Annotated in this window: 13 protein-coding genes and 1 tRNA gene; 9 read left to right on the top strand and 5 right to left on the bottom strand. The window is 43.5% G+C overall.

All coding sequences use genetic code 11. The features are described 5' to 3' along the window. Nucleotides 1-9: 9 nt before the first annotated feature. On the bottom strand, nucleotides 10-816 hold the full coding sequence (gene rsmA / locus ACE1AQ_RS19060; RefSeq protein ID WP_110544903.1) for a 16S rRNA (adenine(1518)-N(6)/adenine(1519)-N(6))-dimethyltransferase RsmA: 807 nt from the start codon (nucleotides 814-816) through the stop codon (nucleotides 10-12). A 124-nt stretch (nucleotides 817-940) separates the two neighbouring features. On the opposite strand from rsmA, the gene crcB (ACE1AQ_RS19055) reads away from it, so the two are divergent. Beyond that, nucleotides 941-1,330, top strand: a complete 390-nt coding sequence (crcB, locus tag ACE1AQ_RS19055; protein WP_110544901.1) for a fluoride efflux transporter CrcB — start codon at nucleotides 941-943, stop codon at nucleotides 1,328-1,330. A 145-nt stretch (nucleotides 1,331-1,475) separates the two neighbouring features. Then, on the top strand, nucleotides 1,476-1,880 hold the full coding sequence (gene crcB / locus ACE1AQ_RS19050; protein WP_008205224.1) for a fluoride efflux transporter CrcB: 405 nt from the start codon (nucleotides 1,476-1,478) through the stop codon (nucleotides 1,878-1,880). 176 nt (nucleotides 1,881-2,056) lie between these two features. Here crcB (ACE1AQ_RS19050) and hpnA read toward each other — a convergent pair whose 3' ends face one another. Beyond that, complete coding sequence (gene hpnA, locus ACE1AQ_RS19045; protein ID WP_106908446.1) at nucleotides 2,057-3,043, bottom strand: hopanoid-associated sugar epimerase; 987 nt, start codon at nucleotides 3,041-3,043, stop codon at nucleotides 2,057-2,059. Nucleotides 3,044-3,212: 169 nt separating this feature from the next. Here hpnA and ACE1AQ_RS19040 point away from each other — a divergent pair, with 169 nt between their 5' ends. Further along, nucleotides 3,213-5,747: a glycogen/starch/alpha-glucan phosphorylase gene (locus ACE1AQ_RS19040; RefSeq protein ID WP_008205221.1), complete on the top strand. Its 2,535-nt coding sequence runs from the start codon at nucleotides 3,213-3,215 to the stop codon at nucleotides 5,745-5,747. Nucleotides 5,748-5,832: 85 nt separating this feature from the next. On the opposite strand, the gene ACE1AQ_RS19035 is transcribed toward ACE1AQ_RS19040, so the two are convergent. Then, a tRNA-Asp gene (locus ACE1AQ_RS19035) sits at nucleotides 5,833-5,906 on the bottom strand. Nucleotides 5,907-6,262: 356 nt separating this feature from the next. On the opposite strand from ACE1AQ_RS19035, the gene ACE1AQ_RS19030 reads away from it, so the two are divergent. Together ACE1AQ_RS19030 and ACE1AQ_RS19025 are read left to right on the top strand one after the other, a co-directional pair. Then, on the top strand, nucleotides 6,263-6,478 hold the full coding sequence (locus tag ACE1AQ_RS19030) for a hypothetical protein (RefSeq protein WP_002737387.1): 216 nt from the start codon (nucleotides 6,263-6,265) through the stop codon (nucleotides 6,476-6,478). 23 nt (nucleotides 6,479-6,501) lie between these two features. Further along, the gene (locus tag ACE1AQ_RS19025) at nucleotides 6,502-7,014 is read left to right on the top strand and encodes a TolB family protein (protein WP_008205217.1); all 513 of its coding nucleotides are present in this window, start codon (nucleotides 6,502-6,504) and stop codon (nucleotides 7,012-7,014) included. A gap of 7 nt (nucleotides 7,015-7,021) precedes the next feature. On the opposite strand, the gene ACE1AQ_RS19020 is transcribed toward ACE1AQ_RS19025, so the two are convergent. Continuing rightward, the gene (locus tag ACE1AQ_RS19020) at nucleotides 7,022-8,365 is read right to left on the bottom strand and encodes a DUF3370 domain-containing protein (RefSeq protein ID WP_008205215.1); all 1,344 of its coding nucleotides are present in this window, start codon (nucleotides 8,363-8,365) and stop codon (nucleotides 7,022-7,024) included. Between the two features lie 431 nt (nucleotides 8,366-8,796). Between ACE1AQ_RS19020 and ACE1AQ_RS19015 the strand changes: the two genes are divergently transcribed. The 3 genes from ACE1AQ_RS19015 to ACE1AQ_RS19005 all read left to right on the top strand — a co-directional run bounded on the left by ACE1AQ_RS19015 (nucleotide 8,797) and on the right by ACE1AQ_RS19005 (nucleotide 11,248). After that, a complete protein-coding gene (locus ACE1AQ_RS19015; RefSeq protein WP_002737592.1) occupies nucleotides 8,797-8,994 on the top strand; it encodes a DUF751 family protein in 198 nt (65 codons plus the stop codon). A 41-nt stretch (nucleotides 8,995-9,035) separates the two neighbouring features. After that, nucleotides 9,036-9,428, top strand: a complete 393-nt coding sequence (gene rbfA / locus ACE1AQ_RS19010; protein ID WP_110544898.1) for a 30S ribosome-binding factor RbfA — start codon at nucleotides 9,036-9,038, stop codon at nucleotides 9,426-9,428. Nucleotides 9,429-9,667: 239 nt separating this feature from the next. Then, nucleotides 9,668-11,248, top strand: a complete 1,581-nt coding sequence (locus tag ACE1AQ_RS19005; RefSeq protein WP_374809014.1) for a glycoside hydrolase family 3 N-terminal domain-containing protein — start codon at nucleotides 9,668-9,670, stop codon at nucleotides 11,246-11,248. Here the strand turns inward: ACE1AQ_RS19005 and ACE1AQ_RS19000 are convergent. After that, complete coding sequence (locus ACE1AQ_RS19000; RefSeq protein ID WP_374809012.1) at nucleotides 11,245-12,444, bottom strand: lipid-A-disaccharide synthase-related protein; 1,200 nt, start codon at nucleotides 12,442-12,444, stop codon at nucleotides 11,245-11,247. The genes ACE1AQ_RS19005 and ACE1AQ_RS19000 overlap by 4 nt on opposite strands. A gap of 338 nt (nucleotides 12,445-12,782) precedes the next feature. On the opposite strand from ACE1AQ_RS19000, the gene tsaE reads away from it, so the two are divergent. Next, on the top strand, nucleotides 12,783-13,253 hold the full coding sequence (tsaE, locus tag ACE1AQ_RS18995) for a tRNA (adenosine(37)-N6)-threonylcarbamoyltransferase complex ATPase subunit type 1 TsaE (protein ID WP_106908441.1): 471 nt from the start codon (nucleotides 12,783-12,785) through the stop codon (nucleotides 13,251-13,253). Nucleotides 13,254-13,860 lie beyond the last annotated feature (607 nt).

Below are 13,860 nucleotides of genomic sequence, written 5' to 3'. Positions count from 1 at the left end.
GAAAAAAATCTAAAATTTTGGCAATTGACCTAATTTTTCCGCCAAGTCAATCCATTGCGATAAACTGAGGTCTTCGGCGCGAGCGAGGGGATTAATTTCTAATTGTGTCAGGATTTGGCTTAATCGATCGCTATCTAGACAATTTTTTAGATTATTGCGTAACATTTTGCGCCGGTTGGCAAAACCCCAGCTAATTAAAGTGGATAAAAAGGCTGGATTGCTGACATTATTCGGCAAAACACGGGGTAAAAGCTGAATTACCGCCGAATCCACCCGGGGAGGTGGAGAAAAGGCCCGCCGGGGTACGTCACAAATCCATTGACAATCAGCAAGGTATTGAATGCGGACGCTGAGAGCGCTGTAAGCTTTGCTGGAGGGGACAGCGACTAATCTTTCGGCGACTTCTTTCTGGACTAAGAGGGTAATACTCTGGTACGGGGGGGTGAAGGGATGGGCGATCGAACCGAGCAGCTTTTCGAGGATCGGACCGGTGATATTATAGGGAATATTAGCCACTACTTTATTAACTGGCGGCAGTTGCTCGGGTTTAAGGCTAAGAAAGTCCCCCGGGATGAGATGAAAGTTATCTTGTTGGCCAAATTTTTTATTTAAAATTGTCCATAGATCTCGATCGATTTCTACAGCGACAACCAATTGAGCGCCATCGAGAAGACGACGGGTTAAAATGCCTGTACCAGGGCCGATTTCTAATACCCGATCCTCTGATTGTAAATTAGCAGCGCCGATGATGCGATCGAGTATCGATTCATCTTTTAACCAATGTTGTCCAAAACGTTTACGCGGTTGAATTTTCATCCCTCTATTTTAAAGTCAGAGGGTTGTCCTCGACAATAACACCCCTGAAAATATGGGCCATGCGATCAATAACCGCATCAATTATCATAGAGCCTAGACAAAGATAGCAAAAAAATTAGATACAATGTCAGATTTGAACGATGTTTTCGCAATTGTAGCCGGAGCGGTTCCGGGGGCGTTATCTCGTTATCATATTACCGAATGGACAAAAGCAAAATTCGGCTTGCGCTTTCCATCTGGAACCTTTATTATTAACTTAACTGGCTGTCTAGCTATCGGCTTTTTTTGGGCTATTTTACCCAGTTTTCCCTTTTATTCCCACGCACTAGATTTAATGGTTAGAACGGGATTTTTAGGAGCTTATACCACCTTTTCTACCTATAGTTTAGATATATTGATCCTCTGGCGCAATCAGCAAAATTTTCTCAGTCTTTTTTTTGCCGTTGCTAGTATCATTTTCGGATTGATTGCCGTGAGAATCGGGGCAGCTATTGCCCAATTTTTTCTAGGTTAAGTAGGTAGGCGTTAAAAACTATCAGATGCCCCCCTTATCAAGGGGTGATTAAGGGGAGATCGAACCTAAAATCCATTTTAAATTTAATTATAACCAGCTACTTAATTCTCCAATTTATTGACTATTGAAGGACAGGAGAGACAGCATGAATTTTTTCAGGGGACGTTATAGTTTATTCGTGGCGATTGGGGCTATTTTTGGGGCTTTGAGTCGTTTTTATATCGGAGAATTAATTGACAGTATTTTCGGTCAAGAATGGGGATTTTTGGGAACATTTTTTGTCAATGTTTCTGGTTGTTTAATTATTGCCTATATTTTTACTATGGTTAAGGAAAATATTCGCATAATTGCCCCAGAATTAGGATTGATGATTGCCACGGGTTTTTGTGGTTCCTATACAACTTTTTCCGCCTATAGTTTGGAGGTTAACAAGTTTTTAGAGCAGGGAAACGTGACTTTCAGTTTAATTTACTGGTTGGGCAGTGTTCTTGGGGGGATGATGGCGCTTAAAATTGGAGTTATTTTAGCAAGAACGGGGTTTCCTAGATGAGTTATTAAATAGATTTTGCATCAGATGCCCCCTGCCCCTAGGGTTGATTCATAGTAGGGTTGATTCATGAATCAACCCTACTACCTTAATAAGGGGGATGTCTGACAACTTTTAACACCTAACTACTTAAGCATCTCAGCACAATTGAGACCATTTTTTTCCTTTCCTACTCAGTGTTAATAAGTAATGTCTCCATTGGTTTGAAACCAATCGATGGCATCGGCTAAAGCTTGTCTAATCGGCGATTGGGGTAAGCCTAGTTCTTGCACTGCCTTCGAGGAATCGTAGTACATGGACTGTTTTGACATTTTCACGCCATCAAGGGGTATAGAGGGGGATTTTCCGAGGACAGGAAGAACTTTTTCATCTAACCAAGCTATTAGTAAAGGAATCCAAAAAGGTAAAACAATTTTCGGGGCATTTATGCCGGTAATTTTGGCTAATTCTGTCAACAAAGTTTTTAAAGAAGTGTTTTGATGACCTAAAATATATCTTTCGCCAGTTCTGCCCTTTTCTAAAGCTAATAAATGTCCCCAGGCCACATCGCGCACATCAATTAGATTTAATCCCGTATTCACATAAGCGGGCATTTTTCGTCGCAAAAAACGGAGAATAATGTCGCCGGTGGGTGTAGGCTTAATATCAAAGGCTCCTATGGGCGTACTAGGATTAACTATAACGATATCCTGTCCTCTTTGTGCTGCTTTCAATGCTTCCTGTTCTGCCCAATACTTCGATTTTTTATAATAACCCACTAATTGATGGGCGGGACTTTGATAAGTTTCATCGACACTTTCACCCTTTTTACCCACTCCAATAGCGGCCACGGAACTGGTATAAACTATTCTGGTAATTCCCGCTAGATGCGCCGATTCTAGAACATTTCTTGTACCTAAAACATTGTTTTGGTAGAGTTGATGTCTATCCTTTTGCCAGAGAGAATATTGTGCCGCTACATGAAAGAGAACTTCGCATCCGACCATTAATTTAAATAAGTTCTCATCATTTAAATTACCCCAGACAATTTCGATATCTAAACCCCACAAATTTCTGAGATTACTGTGGGGACGGACGAGGACGCGCACTTGGTAGTCTTCGACTAAAAGCAATCGCACTAAATTCGCCCCGATAAAACCCGTTCCACCCGTCACAAAAGCACGCATTGCTCAAACTTTCCCCTATTTTCGCTTCCTATCGGTAACTGACATTTAATCACCTTAACTTTATTATTACTATACCTTAATCTTAGTCAAGATTTAAGCTTTTCTTGATATAATTTTGGGTCTGGTTATCTTAAACTAAGAGCAGCCAATCTTCAGTAAAAACACTCCTATGGATACATCTTCAGACACGAGTTTTGTTTGTCCGATTATCATCGAAGACGACAGAACAGGATTAGACACAGAAACCATCCGACGGGCTTTAAGGGATAATTTACTCTATATTCAAGGTAAATTACCGGAATTAGCCAGCAAAAACGATCTTTACATGGCCCTAGCTTATACCATCCGCGATCGTTTATTGCAGCGTTGGTTAACCACCCAACAAACCTATCTAAAAAAAGATGTCAGAACCGTTTGTTATCTCTCGGCCGAATTTTTAGTCGGCCCCCATTTGGCTAATAATTTAATTAATCTCGGTATCTACGAACAAGTGCAGAAAGCTGTCAGCGAATCGGGATTAAAACTAGAAGAATTAATTGCTCAGGAAGAAGAACCGGGGTTAGGAAATGGTGGTTTAGGTCGTTTAGCTGCCTGTTATCTCGATTCCCTTTCTACCCTAGAAATTCCAGCTATTGGTTACGGTATTCGCTACGAATTTGGTATCTTTGATCAAGAAATTCACGACGGTTGGCAGGTGGAAATAACCGATAAGTGGTTACAGTATGGAAATCCCTGGGAAATTGCCCGACCGGAATCATCGGTAGAGGTAAAATTTGGCGGTTATACCGAATCCTACATCGACGAAAATGGTAATTATCGCAGTCATTGGATTCCCGATTATGTAGTCAAAGGAATTCCCTACGATACCCCAATTCTCGGCTATCGAGTTAACACCGCTAATACCATGCGTCTCTGGAAATCAGAAGCTTGTGAATCTTTTGATTTTGGTCGCTTTAATCGTGGCGATTATTATGGCGCGGTGGATAATAAAGTTCACTCGGAAAATATCAGTAAAGTTCTCTATCCTAACGATGAACCAATTCAAGGCAAAGAACTGCGTTTAGAACAGCAATATTTCTTTGTTTCCTGTTCCCTACAGGATCTGATTCGTATTCACTTACATGAGAACCCCAGTCTCGATAATTTTCATCAAAAATGGTCGGTACAATTGAATGATACTCACCCTTCTGTCGGGGTAGCTGAGTTAATGCGCTTGTTAATTGATGTACATCATTTCGATTGGGATAAAGCTTGGTTTATTACTCAAAATACCTTCGCTTATACCAATCATACTCTTTTGCCAGAAGCTTTAGAAAAATGGCCTTTGAGTATTTTTGGTCGTCTTTTACCGCGATTAATGGAAATTATCTACGAAATTAACCATCGTTTCTTGGATAAAATTCGCATTATTTATCCCCATGATGATGGCAAAATGTCCCGTTTGTCTATAATCGATGAAAGCGGCGAAAAATACGTCCGTATGGCTCACCTCGCCTGTGTGGGTTCCCAGGCAATTAATGGGGTGGCAGCTCTCCATACAGAATTACTAAAAAAAGATGTTCTTCGCGATTTCTATGAACTCTTTCCCGAAAAGTTTAGCAACAAAACCAATGGGGTTACTCCCCGACGCTGGATAGTTTCTAGTAATCCCCGCTTGACTTTTGCAATTACCGAAAAAATCGGCGAAAATTGGATTAAACATCTGGAGGATTTACGCGGTTTAGAAAACTATGTGGATGATGGGGGATTTCGGGACTCTTGGCGACAAATTAAATACGATATTAAGGCAGATTTAGCCAATTATATCGATAAAAAAGTCGGGATTAAAGTTGATCCTAGTACCCTCTTTGATGTGCAGGTAAAACGCATTCACGAATATAAACGGCAACATCTCAACGTTTTACATATCGTTACTCTCTATCATCGCCTCAAAAATAATCACAATCTCGATATTACCCCCCGTACCTTTATTTTTGGTGGTAAGGCAGCCCCGGGTTATTTTATGGCCAAATTAATCATTAAATTGATTAATTCTGTGGCAGAAGTGATCGATAATGATCCGACAATTGGAGGACGTTTAAAAGTGGTTTTCCTGCCCGATTATAATGTCACCTTCGGTCAACGGGTTTATCCAGCTGCCGACTTGTCTGAACAAATTTCCACGGCCGGGAAAGAAGCTTCGGGAACCGGTAATATGAAATTCTCTATGAATGGGGCCTTAACTATCGGTACTCTCGATGGGGCAAATATCGAAATTCGTGAAGAGGTGGGGGCGGAAAATTTCTTTCTTTTTGGCTTGACCACCCAGGAGGTTTATGCTAAGAAAGCTGCCGGTTATAATCCCCAAGAATACTATTACCATAACGAAGAATTGCGGGCAGTATTAGACCTCATTGGTTCGGGATTTTTTAGCCGGGGTGATAGTAGTTTATTTCGTCCGCTTGTGGATAATCTTATCTACGATGATCCCTATATGTTACTGGCTGATTATCAGTCCTATATCGACTGTCAGGAAGAAGTCGGTCGCGCCTATCAAGATCAAGAACATTGGAGTCGTTTAGCAATTCTTAATGTGGCCCGCATGGGGAAATTCTCTAGCGATCGATCGATTCGGGAATATTGCGAGGAAATCTGGCGGGTACAACCGGTAAAGATTGAATTACCCGATTATATTCAAGCTAATGCCGGTTTATCGGTAAATTAGAACAAATCTAGGCAGTAGGAGCTTGTTTATTTATCCTACTGCCCACAGGTTAACCGGCCCTGGGCGACTCTAATCTAGATTTTTACGGGATTGACGGGGCTCGAACCCGCAACTTCCGCCGTGACAGGGCGGTGCTCTAACCAATTGAACTACAATCCCATTTTTGCGACAATTCTGATTGTAACTTCATCATCAGGGTTATGTCAAGCACCTCCAGGAAAATTTTTTTGAGGGAGAGGGAATTATGAATTATGAATGATGAATTATGAAGTGGGGAGAGGAGGAATTATGAATTGGGGAGTGGGGGGAGACCACTGCGAGCCGTTGCGGGGGGAGAGGGGAGTGGGGAGAATAAATAAAAATAATCTCCTGCCTCCTGCCGACCGCCTGATCTCAACAAGCAATTTAAATTACGAACAGCTTATCAATACTGAATTAAAGCCAAAAAATCCCCAATTAGGGACCGAACCCTCTTTACAATGGGATTGTAATTAAGCTTGTTGGGAGCCTGAGCTATGACTAACCCGAATTCGATCGAACAGCTATCGCAGGAATTACTCGATCTAGACCAAGTAGATGCCGATACTGGGGCAGATTTGCGACAAAAAGCCCAAGAAATCCTCGCTGAAACCAGTATTGACCTGCCGATTCGAGAAGCGATCGCCGATAGTCTCAGTCAAGGCAATCAACTACTTACCCTCAAAACCGTCGGCAAGGAAGAAAGTTACTAGCACATTTGGGGTCAAAAGTCAAGATGAAAGAAAAAAAATTTTTTATCTGGCTGGGGCGATTTTTGGCCTCTTTTGGACTTTTATCGGGAATAAGTGGCTGTAATTCCCCTCTTTTGATTACTCCTCAAGTTCCCGTCGGTGGTTTAAATAGTTTTGCCCCCGATCAATTTCCCAGTTATAGTGCTGATGGTCGCTATTTAGCCTTCGCTTCCGATCGCTCCGGTCGTCGTAGTATATATTTATTCGATCTGCAAGAAAAGCGCCTAGTTAATCTTCCTAACCTAAATCGTGGCGATTCTAGCCAAGATCAGCCATCTCTGAATGCTGACGGTCGTTTAATTGCCTATATCTCCAGCGAACGCGGTAAAAGTGATGTCATGGTGTATGATCGTTCCCAGTCCCGTGCAACCCTATTAACCGCTAACCTGCGGGGAAGCGTGCGTAATCCCACCATTAGCGGTGATGGTCGCCAAATTGCCTTTGAAACCAACCAAGACGGTCAATGGAATATTGCCATCGTTAACGGCCAATTTTAAACTTGTTCTACTCGGTCTTAATCGTTAAAACCTGCGGAGGAGTGGCATCTGGTGGATATAAAAAATTTACCTGTACTACACGCCAATCCCCCGGAGGAATAGTCAGAGTCACTAAAGATTCTCCCTCTTGTCCGCGTCTTTGGACGAGATGGAAAAATCTGCTTTCTGCCCGTCCTTGGTCATCGCTATAATTGACGGCTACTGTTCCCCGAAAAAACACTTGTGGGGCAGCCGGATCGAGAAAACGCAAACCCTGACCGATAACATTCTCTTTAATCGGTGTTTCTAGCGCAATAGTCACCGTTTTCGCCTCATCACTTCGATTAAATAGAGGTAAACTTAACCTATATTCCACACCGTAATTACCATGAGCTTGATAGGCCGTATCGGGATAGCGAACTAACATACTAGCACTTTGATTTTGTTCCGTTCCCAGTTTGCCTCCAGGTAGGGTACTAATCCCATAGGCTATAGATTGACCAGAATCAGGAATATTTAACCATAAAGAAGCTCGATCGACCAATCGGGCGGGCCAGGCTGAACCTTGGGACACCCCCGCTACCCGTCCATAAATTATCTGTCCTTGACTATTGGGAGGAGTGGGCGCTCGATCGCGCGGAGTCGATAAATCGCCTTTTTCCAGCAGATTTTCCCATTCTGTCAGATTTGGGGGTCTTTCTTGCCCATTTTCGTCTAGGGCTGCATAAAGAGCTAAACTAGCAGCGTAGAGAAGACCGTCACTTTCCAGACGGAGATAAGTGGATCTACCGTTTAAGGGTGGAGTCAAATCGCGCACGGGAATCGCCGCATTTAAGACCATAAAACTCTCCCCAGGGGGAATAATAATCCTATCGGGAAAAATATCCTGACGCTGCCCCATTAAAATATCCCCCATTACCCGACTTCCTGGACCGGCAAAAACCGTCCCCTGATTATTTTCCACTTGTGCCGGTAAATCGATAAAAGCTGCATCCGGTTGACTCAAATAACTAGCCCCTTGCAGAATTTTAACGGTGACTGGATTAGAACTAGGATTGTGGAGTAATATCCCCAAATAAAGGCTGCGTAAATTATCGGGGAAATTCCCCCTAGCTACATGGTGGGCAAAAATATCAAAGCGTCCCTGAAAAGCATAATTTAAATGGGCCGAGGGAAAACTTTTCTCTTGGGGGGGAAAAGTGGAAAGTAAAATCCCTTCTCCTAGCAATAATTCGGGACTATTGCTATTAAAAACGGGAACTTGATCTAGTTGATTCGGTAAAGGACGCACCTGGGCCGGTCGAATTATTTCTACACTAGGGGGAGTTTGGGCAATGGGTAGCAAAACAGGCAAGATCACGCAAATTACCATCTCAAGATCATTAATTTTTGATCATAGCATTCCTCAGCTACGATAGGAGGAAGGCAGTCATTGGCGTCAACTTCAGCAAGAAGCTTAATTATCAAGAGTAGCTGATCATCCCAGAGAAAGGAAATAAAAAACGGTAAAACCAGACGGAGAAGTCGGAGGTGAGTCAGTGAAAATGCGCTCTAAGCAACGACCGAGAAAAGAGGAGAATCCCGACTTACGCCTTCAATATCAGTGATCAGCCTTGGCAATTCCTCAAATGGTAGAAAATTAATTCAATACTTAACACATACTTGATTTACTCCCTTAAAATATCTCCGGGGAAATCATGAGAAATTAATGAGAGATAGGATTTTAAGTTTACTGGTAATGGTAGCTCAGGATCGAAGCTTACTGCTATACTTACTTACGGACAAAGATAATAAACAAAATTTATGGGCGACTTTTTTGATAACGTGAGCCGTTACCCCCGCTATCTGATTAGCTTTAGTTTAGGGATTTTCTTCGCCTTTTTCGGCTGGTTAGCCCCTTTATTAAAAAATCCCCTCACAGCGATCGCACTTGTGGGTTTTCTGGGGGGAACTTTCGCCTTTCTTTATTTCACCCTCAAAGCCATGCTCGGATTAGCTTGATACAATGGTAGGGGTTTCGCTGTTTTTAGGGGACAAAAATTATGGCTAACGACCGTCGAGTATCTCGCGTGTCCTCGCTAATTAAGCGCGAGGTCAGCCAAATGTTATTAATGGAAATTAAAGATGATCGCGTCGGTGCCGGTATGGTGAGCGTTACCGATGTGGATCTCTCCCACGACCTACAACACGCTAGGATTTTCGTGTCTATCTACGGCAACCAAGATGCAAAGGCCGAAACTATGGCCGGTTTAAAAGCTGCCGCGGGATTCGTCCGGCGTGAACTAGGCCAACGTATCCGTCTGAGACGTACCCCCGAAGTGGTCTTTCTAGAAGATTCTTCCCTCGAACGCGGCGATCGAATGTTACACCTTCTTGATCATATTAAAAGCGATCGACCCCCAGAAGATGACGATTCCGCTATCAGTGACCAGTGAACAGTGATCAGTAGAGGATAACTAAATTTAGACAACACTGGGAACTTAAAACTTAAACCTGATAAATTTCCAGAAACTAAAACCTAATTGGTTAGGCTAAAATCTCTGATGTGCTTAGTTTCTAACTTTCTTTTTAGCTAGGAGAATTGCCAGATTCTGCCTTTTGCCTCTTGTCTGTTGCCTCTTGCCTTCAGAAACTGATAACTGATAACTGATAACTGATAACTGATAACTGAATAGTGAGCGATCGCATTTTATCCCTAAAAGAACGTATTGGTCAGATGATAGTAGTCCGCGCTTCCGGCTATCTCTTTGACCAACAAATCCGCTATCCTGCTTGGGAACCTGTCAACGCTACCCTGAAACATTGGTTAGAAACTCTCCACCTCGGTGGGGTAATTCTCTTAGGAGGCAGCGCCGCCGAAATCGCTCTCCGCAGCCAACAATTACAAAGTTGGTCCGGCGATAATCCTCTCCTCATTGCTGCCGATATCGAGGAGGGAGTCGGCCAAAGGTTTTCTGGCGCTACTTGGTTTCCCCCCCCGATGGCTTTAGGAAAAATAGCCGAAAAAAGCTTGACAAAAGCCACAGAATATGCTAGGGAAATGGGAGCAATTACCGCTAAGGAGGCTCTAGCGATCGGGATTAACTGGATTTTAGCCCCAATTGTCGATGTGAACAATAATCCCGACAATCCCGTTATTAATATTCGTTCCTTCGCTGAAACTCCCGAAATCGTCGCTAATCTAGCTCAAGCTTTTATTTTAGGGGCGAATTCCTATCCAGTTTTGACCACGGCCAAACATTTTCCCGGCCACGGTGACACCAGCAATGACTCCCATCTCGATCTTCCCATCATCAACCACGATCATGATCGCCTAGAAGCGATCGAATTGCCGCCCTTTCAAGCAGCGATCGAGTCGGGGGTTGATAGTATTATGTCAGGCCATCTGTTAATTCCCGCTTGGGATGCCGAATTTCCCGCCACTCTTTCCTCGAAAATTCTCGGGGAAAAACTGCGCCAAAATCTCGGTTTTCAGGGTTTAATCGTCACCGATGCCCTGATTATGGGAGGAGTAACCAAAATTGCCAGCGCTGCCGCCCTAGTAGTGAGGGCGGTACAGGCGGGGGCTGATATACTATTAATGCCCCCCGATCCGATCGAAGCGATCGAAGCTGTGTATAGTGCCGTGCAAGCGGGTACAATTAGCGAAGCGAGAATTAATGATTCTTGGCAGCGTATTCAACGAGCAAAGGAAAAATTAGGGCAAAGACAGCCATTCTTAGAATCCTTAAGCAGTTTAGCGGCACCGCAAGCTCTAGAGATTGTCAGGGATATTTTAAAAGATTCCCAAACAGTTAGCGGTAATTTACCGATTAAAGCTACTCAAGGCCGCAATTTAATCATTATCGATGATTTACTCAACTGTGACTTTCTCGATCGCTCTTGTCCGGCGGTGACAATTCCCCGACAATGGGGTTATCAAACCCAAATAATCGACCGTAGTACCTTTAATCAGTCCCTCGTCTCCCCAGAAACGACTCTCCTACAAGTATTTATCCGTGGTAATCCTTTTCGGGGTAGTGCCGGATTAAGCGACGAAACGAAAGCTATCTATCAAGCTTTGCTGAAAACTGGACAAATTCAAGCATTGATTATTTATGGTAGTCCCTACGTTTTCCAGTGGTTTCGTCAACAAAGCGGAGAAATTCCCTATCTTTTCAGCTACGGACAACAACCAAGCGCCCAAAAAATTGCCCTAGAAACTATTTTTGAGGGGCCCACTAGCGGCGAAAATCAGACCGATACTTTCGTTTAAGGGCAAAAATTGCCTAGTAACCATTGGGCAATGCGATCGGAGGCACCGGCCGCTCCCATTCTCTGACGACCATTAAAGGCGATTTCTTGCCACTTTGGGGGATTTTGTAATAAATATTCTAACTTGTCTGCCACTGACTCGGCACTATCGCCCAAGAGAATTGAACAGCCTAATAAACGCTGTTGCAGTGTGGCAAAATGAGCAGTAAACTGTGGTCCAGATCCCGCAATTGTGATCGCCGGTTTACCCAAACCGACGAACTGTTCCGTGGCAGTTCCCGCCATGGCGATCGCTAAATGGCAACGGCCTAAATATTCGGCGTAATCCCTTTGAGAAATAGTTATAAATACCTCTTGACAAATAAACTTATTTGTGCTATGTTCTCCCCAACCCTGGGAAGTTAAAGCAGCCGTAAAAGATTCTAGGGGGAGGGAAGGAGCGATCGCCGCCAAAAATTCCAGCTTGTAATCGGGAAAACGGCCGATAATGGCCGCCACAGCTGCGAGAATTTGCTGCCAATTGTGGAGAGATTCGGGAAAGCGCGAACCGGGTAGTAGCAGAATAGTTAGGCAATCTTGGGGAAAATCGCCCGTTATTGCGGGTAAAAGGTCATCCATCATCGGATTACCCCCATCGACAACGGCAATTGACCACTGTTGTAAAATTTTGCTAGTTAAACTATCCCGGGGAAAAACTCCCCGACAGCGAGGATGAGCCATTAACCAGCGTTCCCAGGGATAATAGTAGGAACCCCAGAGGCGATCGATCATCGAGCTACTATCTAACCATCCCTGCTCATCCCGGAGATAGTATTCCGATTTAGCCGTTCCCACAAAAGCATAATCTGTCTCGCTCAACCAAGCAAGGGCCAGGGGTAAGATATCTCCCACTGCGACAATTTTTCCCCCTTCTTGGCCCCAATTTCTGACCAGACGGTATTGACGGGAGGTTAATCCTAATAATCCCTCCCGCAGATCTCGCCATAATTGTTTGACATCCCCAGTGATAAAACCCCCAGAGGGCATTTTTTGACCTCGATCGAGAAGGGGAATCCCCAGACGAGTATAAGCATAACCGTTACCCACTAGGGGTAAAGCAGTAATATCCGGACAGTGGGGAGATGATTGCAGTCTTTTGATAATCCGGATCGCGATCTCATCTTCACCGTGGCCATTACTCAAAAATAATAATTTCACTGTTTTTCTTAACTTCTAGCTTAAAGTCCTAAACTTCGGTTGTTTTATTACCTTCGACCCTAGACAATGCTGATGGTTAGGGAACCATCAATTTTATAAAAGCAGTTAACCAACTCCCATTTAGTCTAATCTACCAGAAGGTTTCGCCGATCGCTTATCTCTGTCTTGATAACGACCATTTGACCAAAGGTAAGACTAAGAGATAAGAGATTAGTTTAACTGCTTTTATTTTTCTCGATCAAAAGACCAAATTTTGCCCCCCAGAGCCAAGGATGTCAGAAAGCTGCTCTGATCGCTATATTAAAATCAGTGGTTAATTGGCATCCTAGCGGGAAAAAATGATTATCGACTTGCCTGATCGAGAAGCTACTGTCAATTTAGGGGAAAAACTGGGGCAAACCTTGGCCCCCGGCAGTGTAATTTTATTAAAAGGTGATTTGGGAGCGGGAAAAACCACCTTAGTACAGGGAATTGGCCTAGGATTGGGCATTCAAGAGCCTATAGCTAGTCCTACCTTCACCCTCGTTAACGAATATAGCGAAGGCCGCCTTCCTTTGTATCATTTGGATTTGTATCGTTTGCAGGGTCAAGATATCGAGGCCCTGTACCTAGAAAATTATTGGCAGGGAATCGAGGTGGATTTAGGGATAGTGGCGATCGAATGGTCAGAACGTTTAACTTTTTTGCCGGAAAATTATCTAGAGATTACTTTACTCGATCGAGGCGCTCAGGGACGAGGAGCGCTCCTCAATTTTGTCGGTGGGGAGGAAAAAAATAGCGACCCCACAGGAATCGCCATCAGCACTTGACTCTTTAAGCAATCAAACTTTAGCGGTAACTCTGGGCATCTAAGATAGATGTTGGGTTCGATCCCCCCTTAATCCCCCCTTGATAAGGGGGGAACTGATAGTTTTTAACATCTAAGTAGGTGGGTGGAATTAAATATAAAATGAACGTAGGTTGGGTTGAAGCATGAAACCCAACGCCCGCATGGGTTACGCTACCGCTAACCCATCCTACAAATAATTGTGCCTACCTACTTAACTACTTATAAGATGTAAAAAATAACTATTTTTTCACCTTTAATTTGCCGTTCTCACGGGGAAAATATCCGCTTTTCAGAGATATAATACTAAAAAAATCGGCAATTTTTGCTAATTTCACACTATCTTTAGATTTATCTGCTATCTTGATGTCTGATCGGTTTTGGCAGTGGTTGACCCTTTCCTCTCCTAGGGAATCGTGAAAATACAAAAGAGGCGATCGAGTGCTAATTAGGGCTTGCTGAATAATGGTAAAACCCTTGTGGGTTAAGACTTTTAGAGTTTTTGTAAATCAAAAAGTACCAGATATGGGAGTGATCGGGGGGAAAATTCAGGGACTTTTTCCCTGAAAATTAGGTAATTGACCCCTTCA

The sequence above is a fragment of the Microcystis sp. BLCC-F209 genome (assembly GCF_041928595.1).
Classification (GTDB): domain Bacteria; phylum Cyanobacteriota; class Cyanobacteriia; order Cyanobacteriales; family Microcystaceae; genus Microcystis.
Note: the sequence above shows the minus strand (reverse complement) of the source record. Positions and strands in the feature narration are given on the sequence as shown.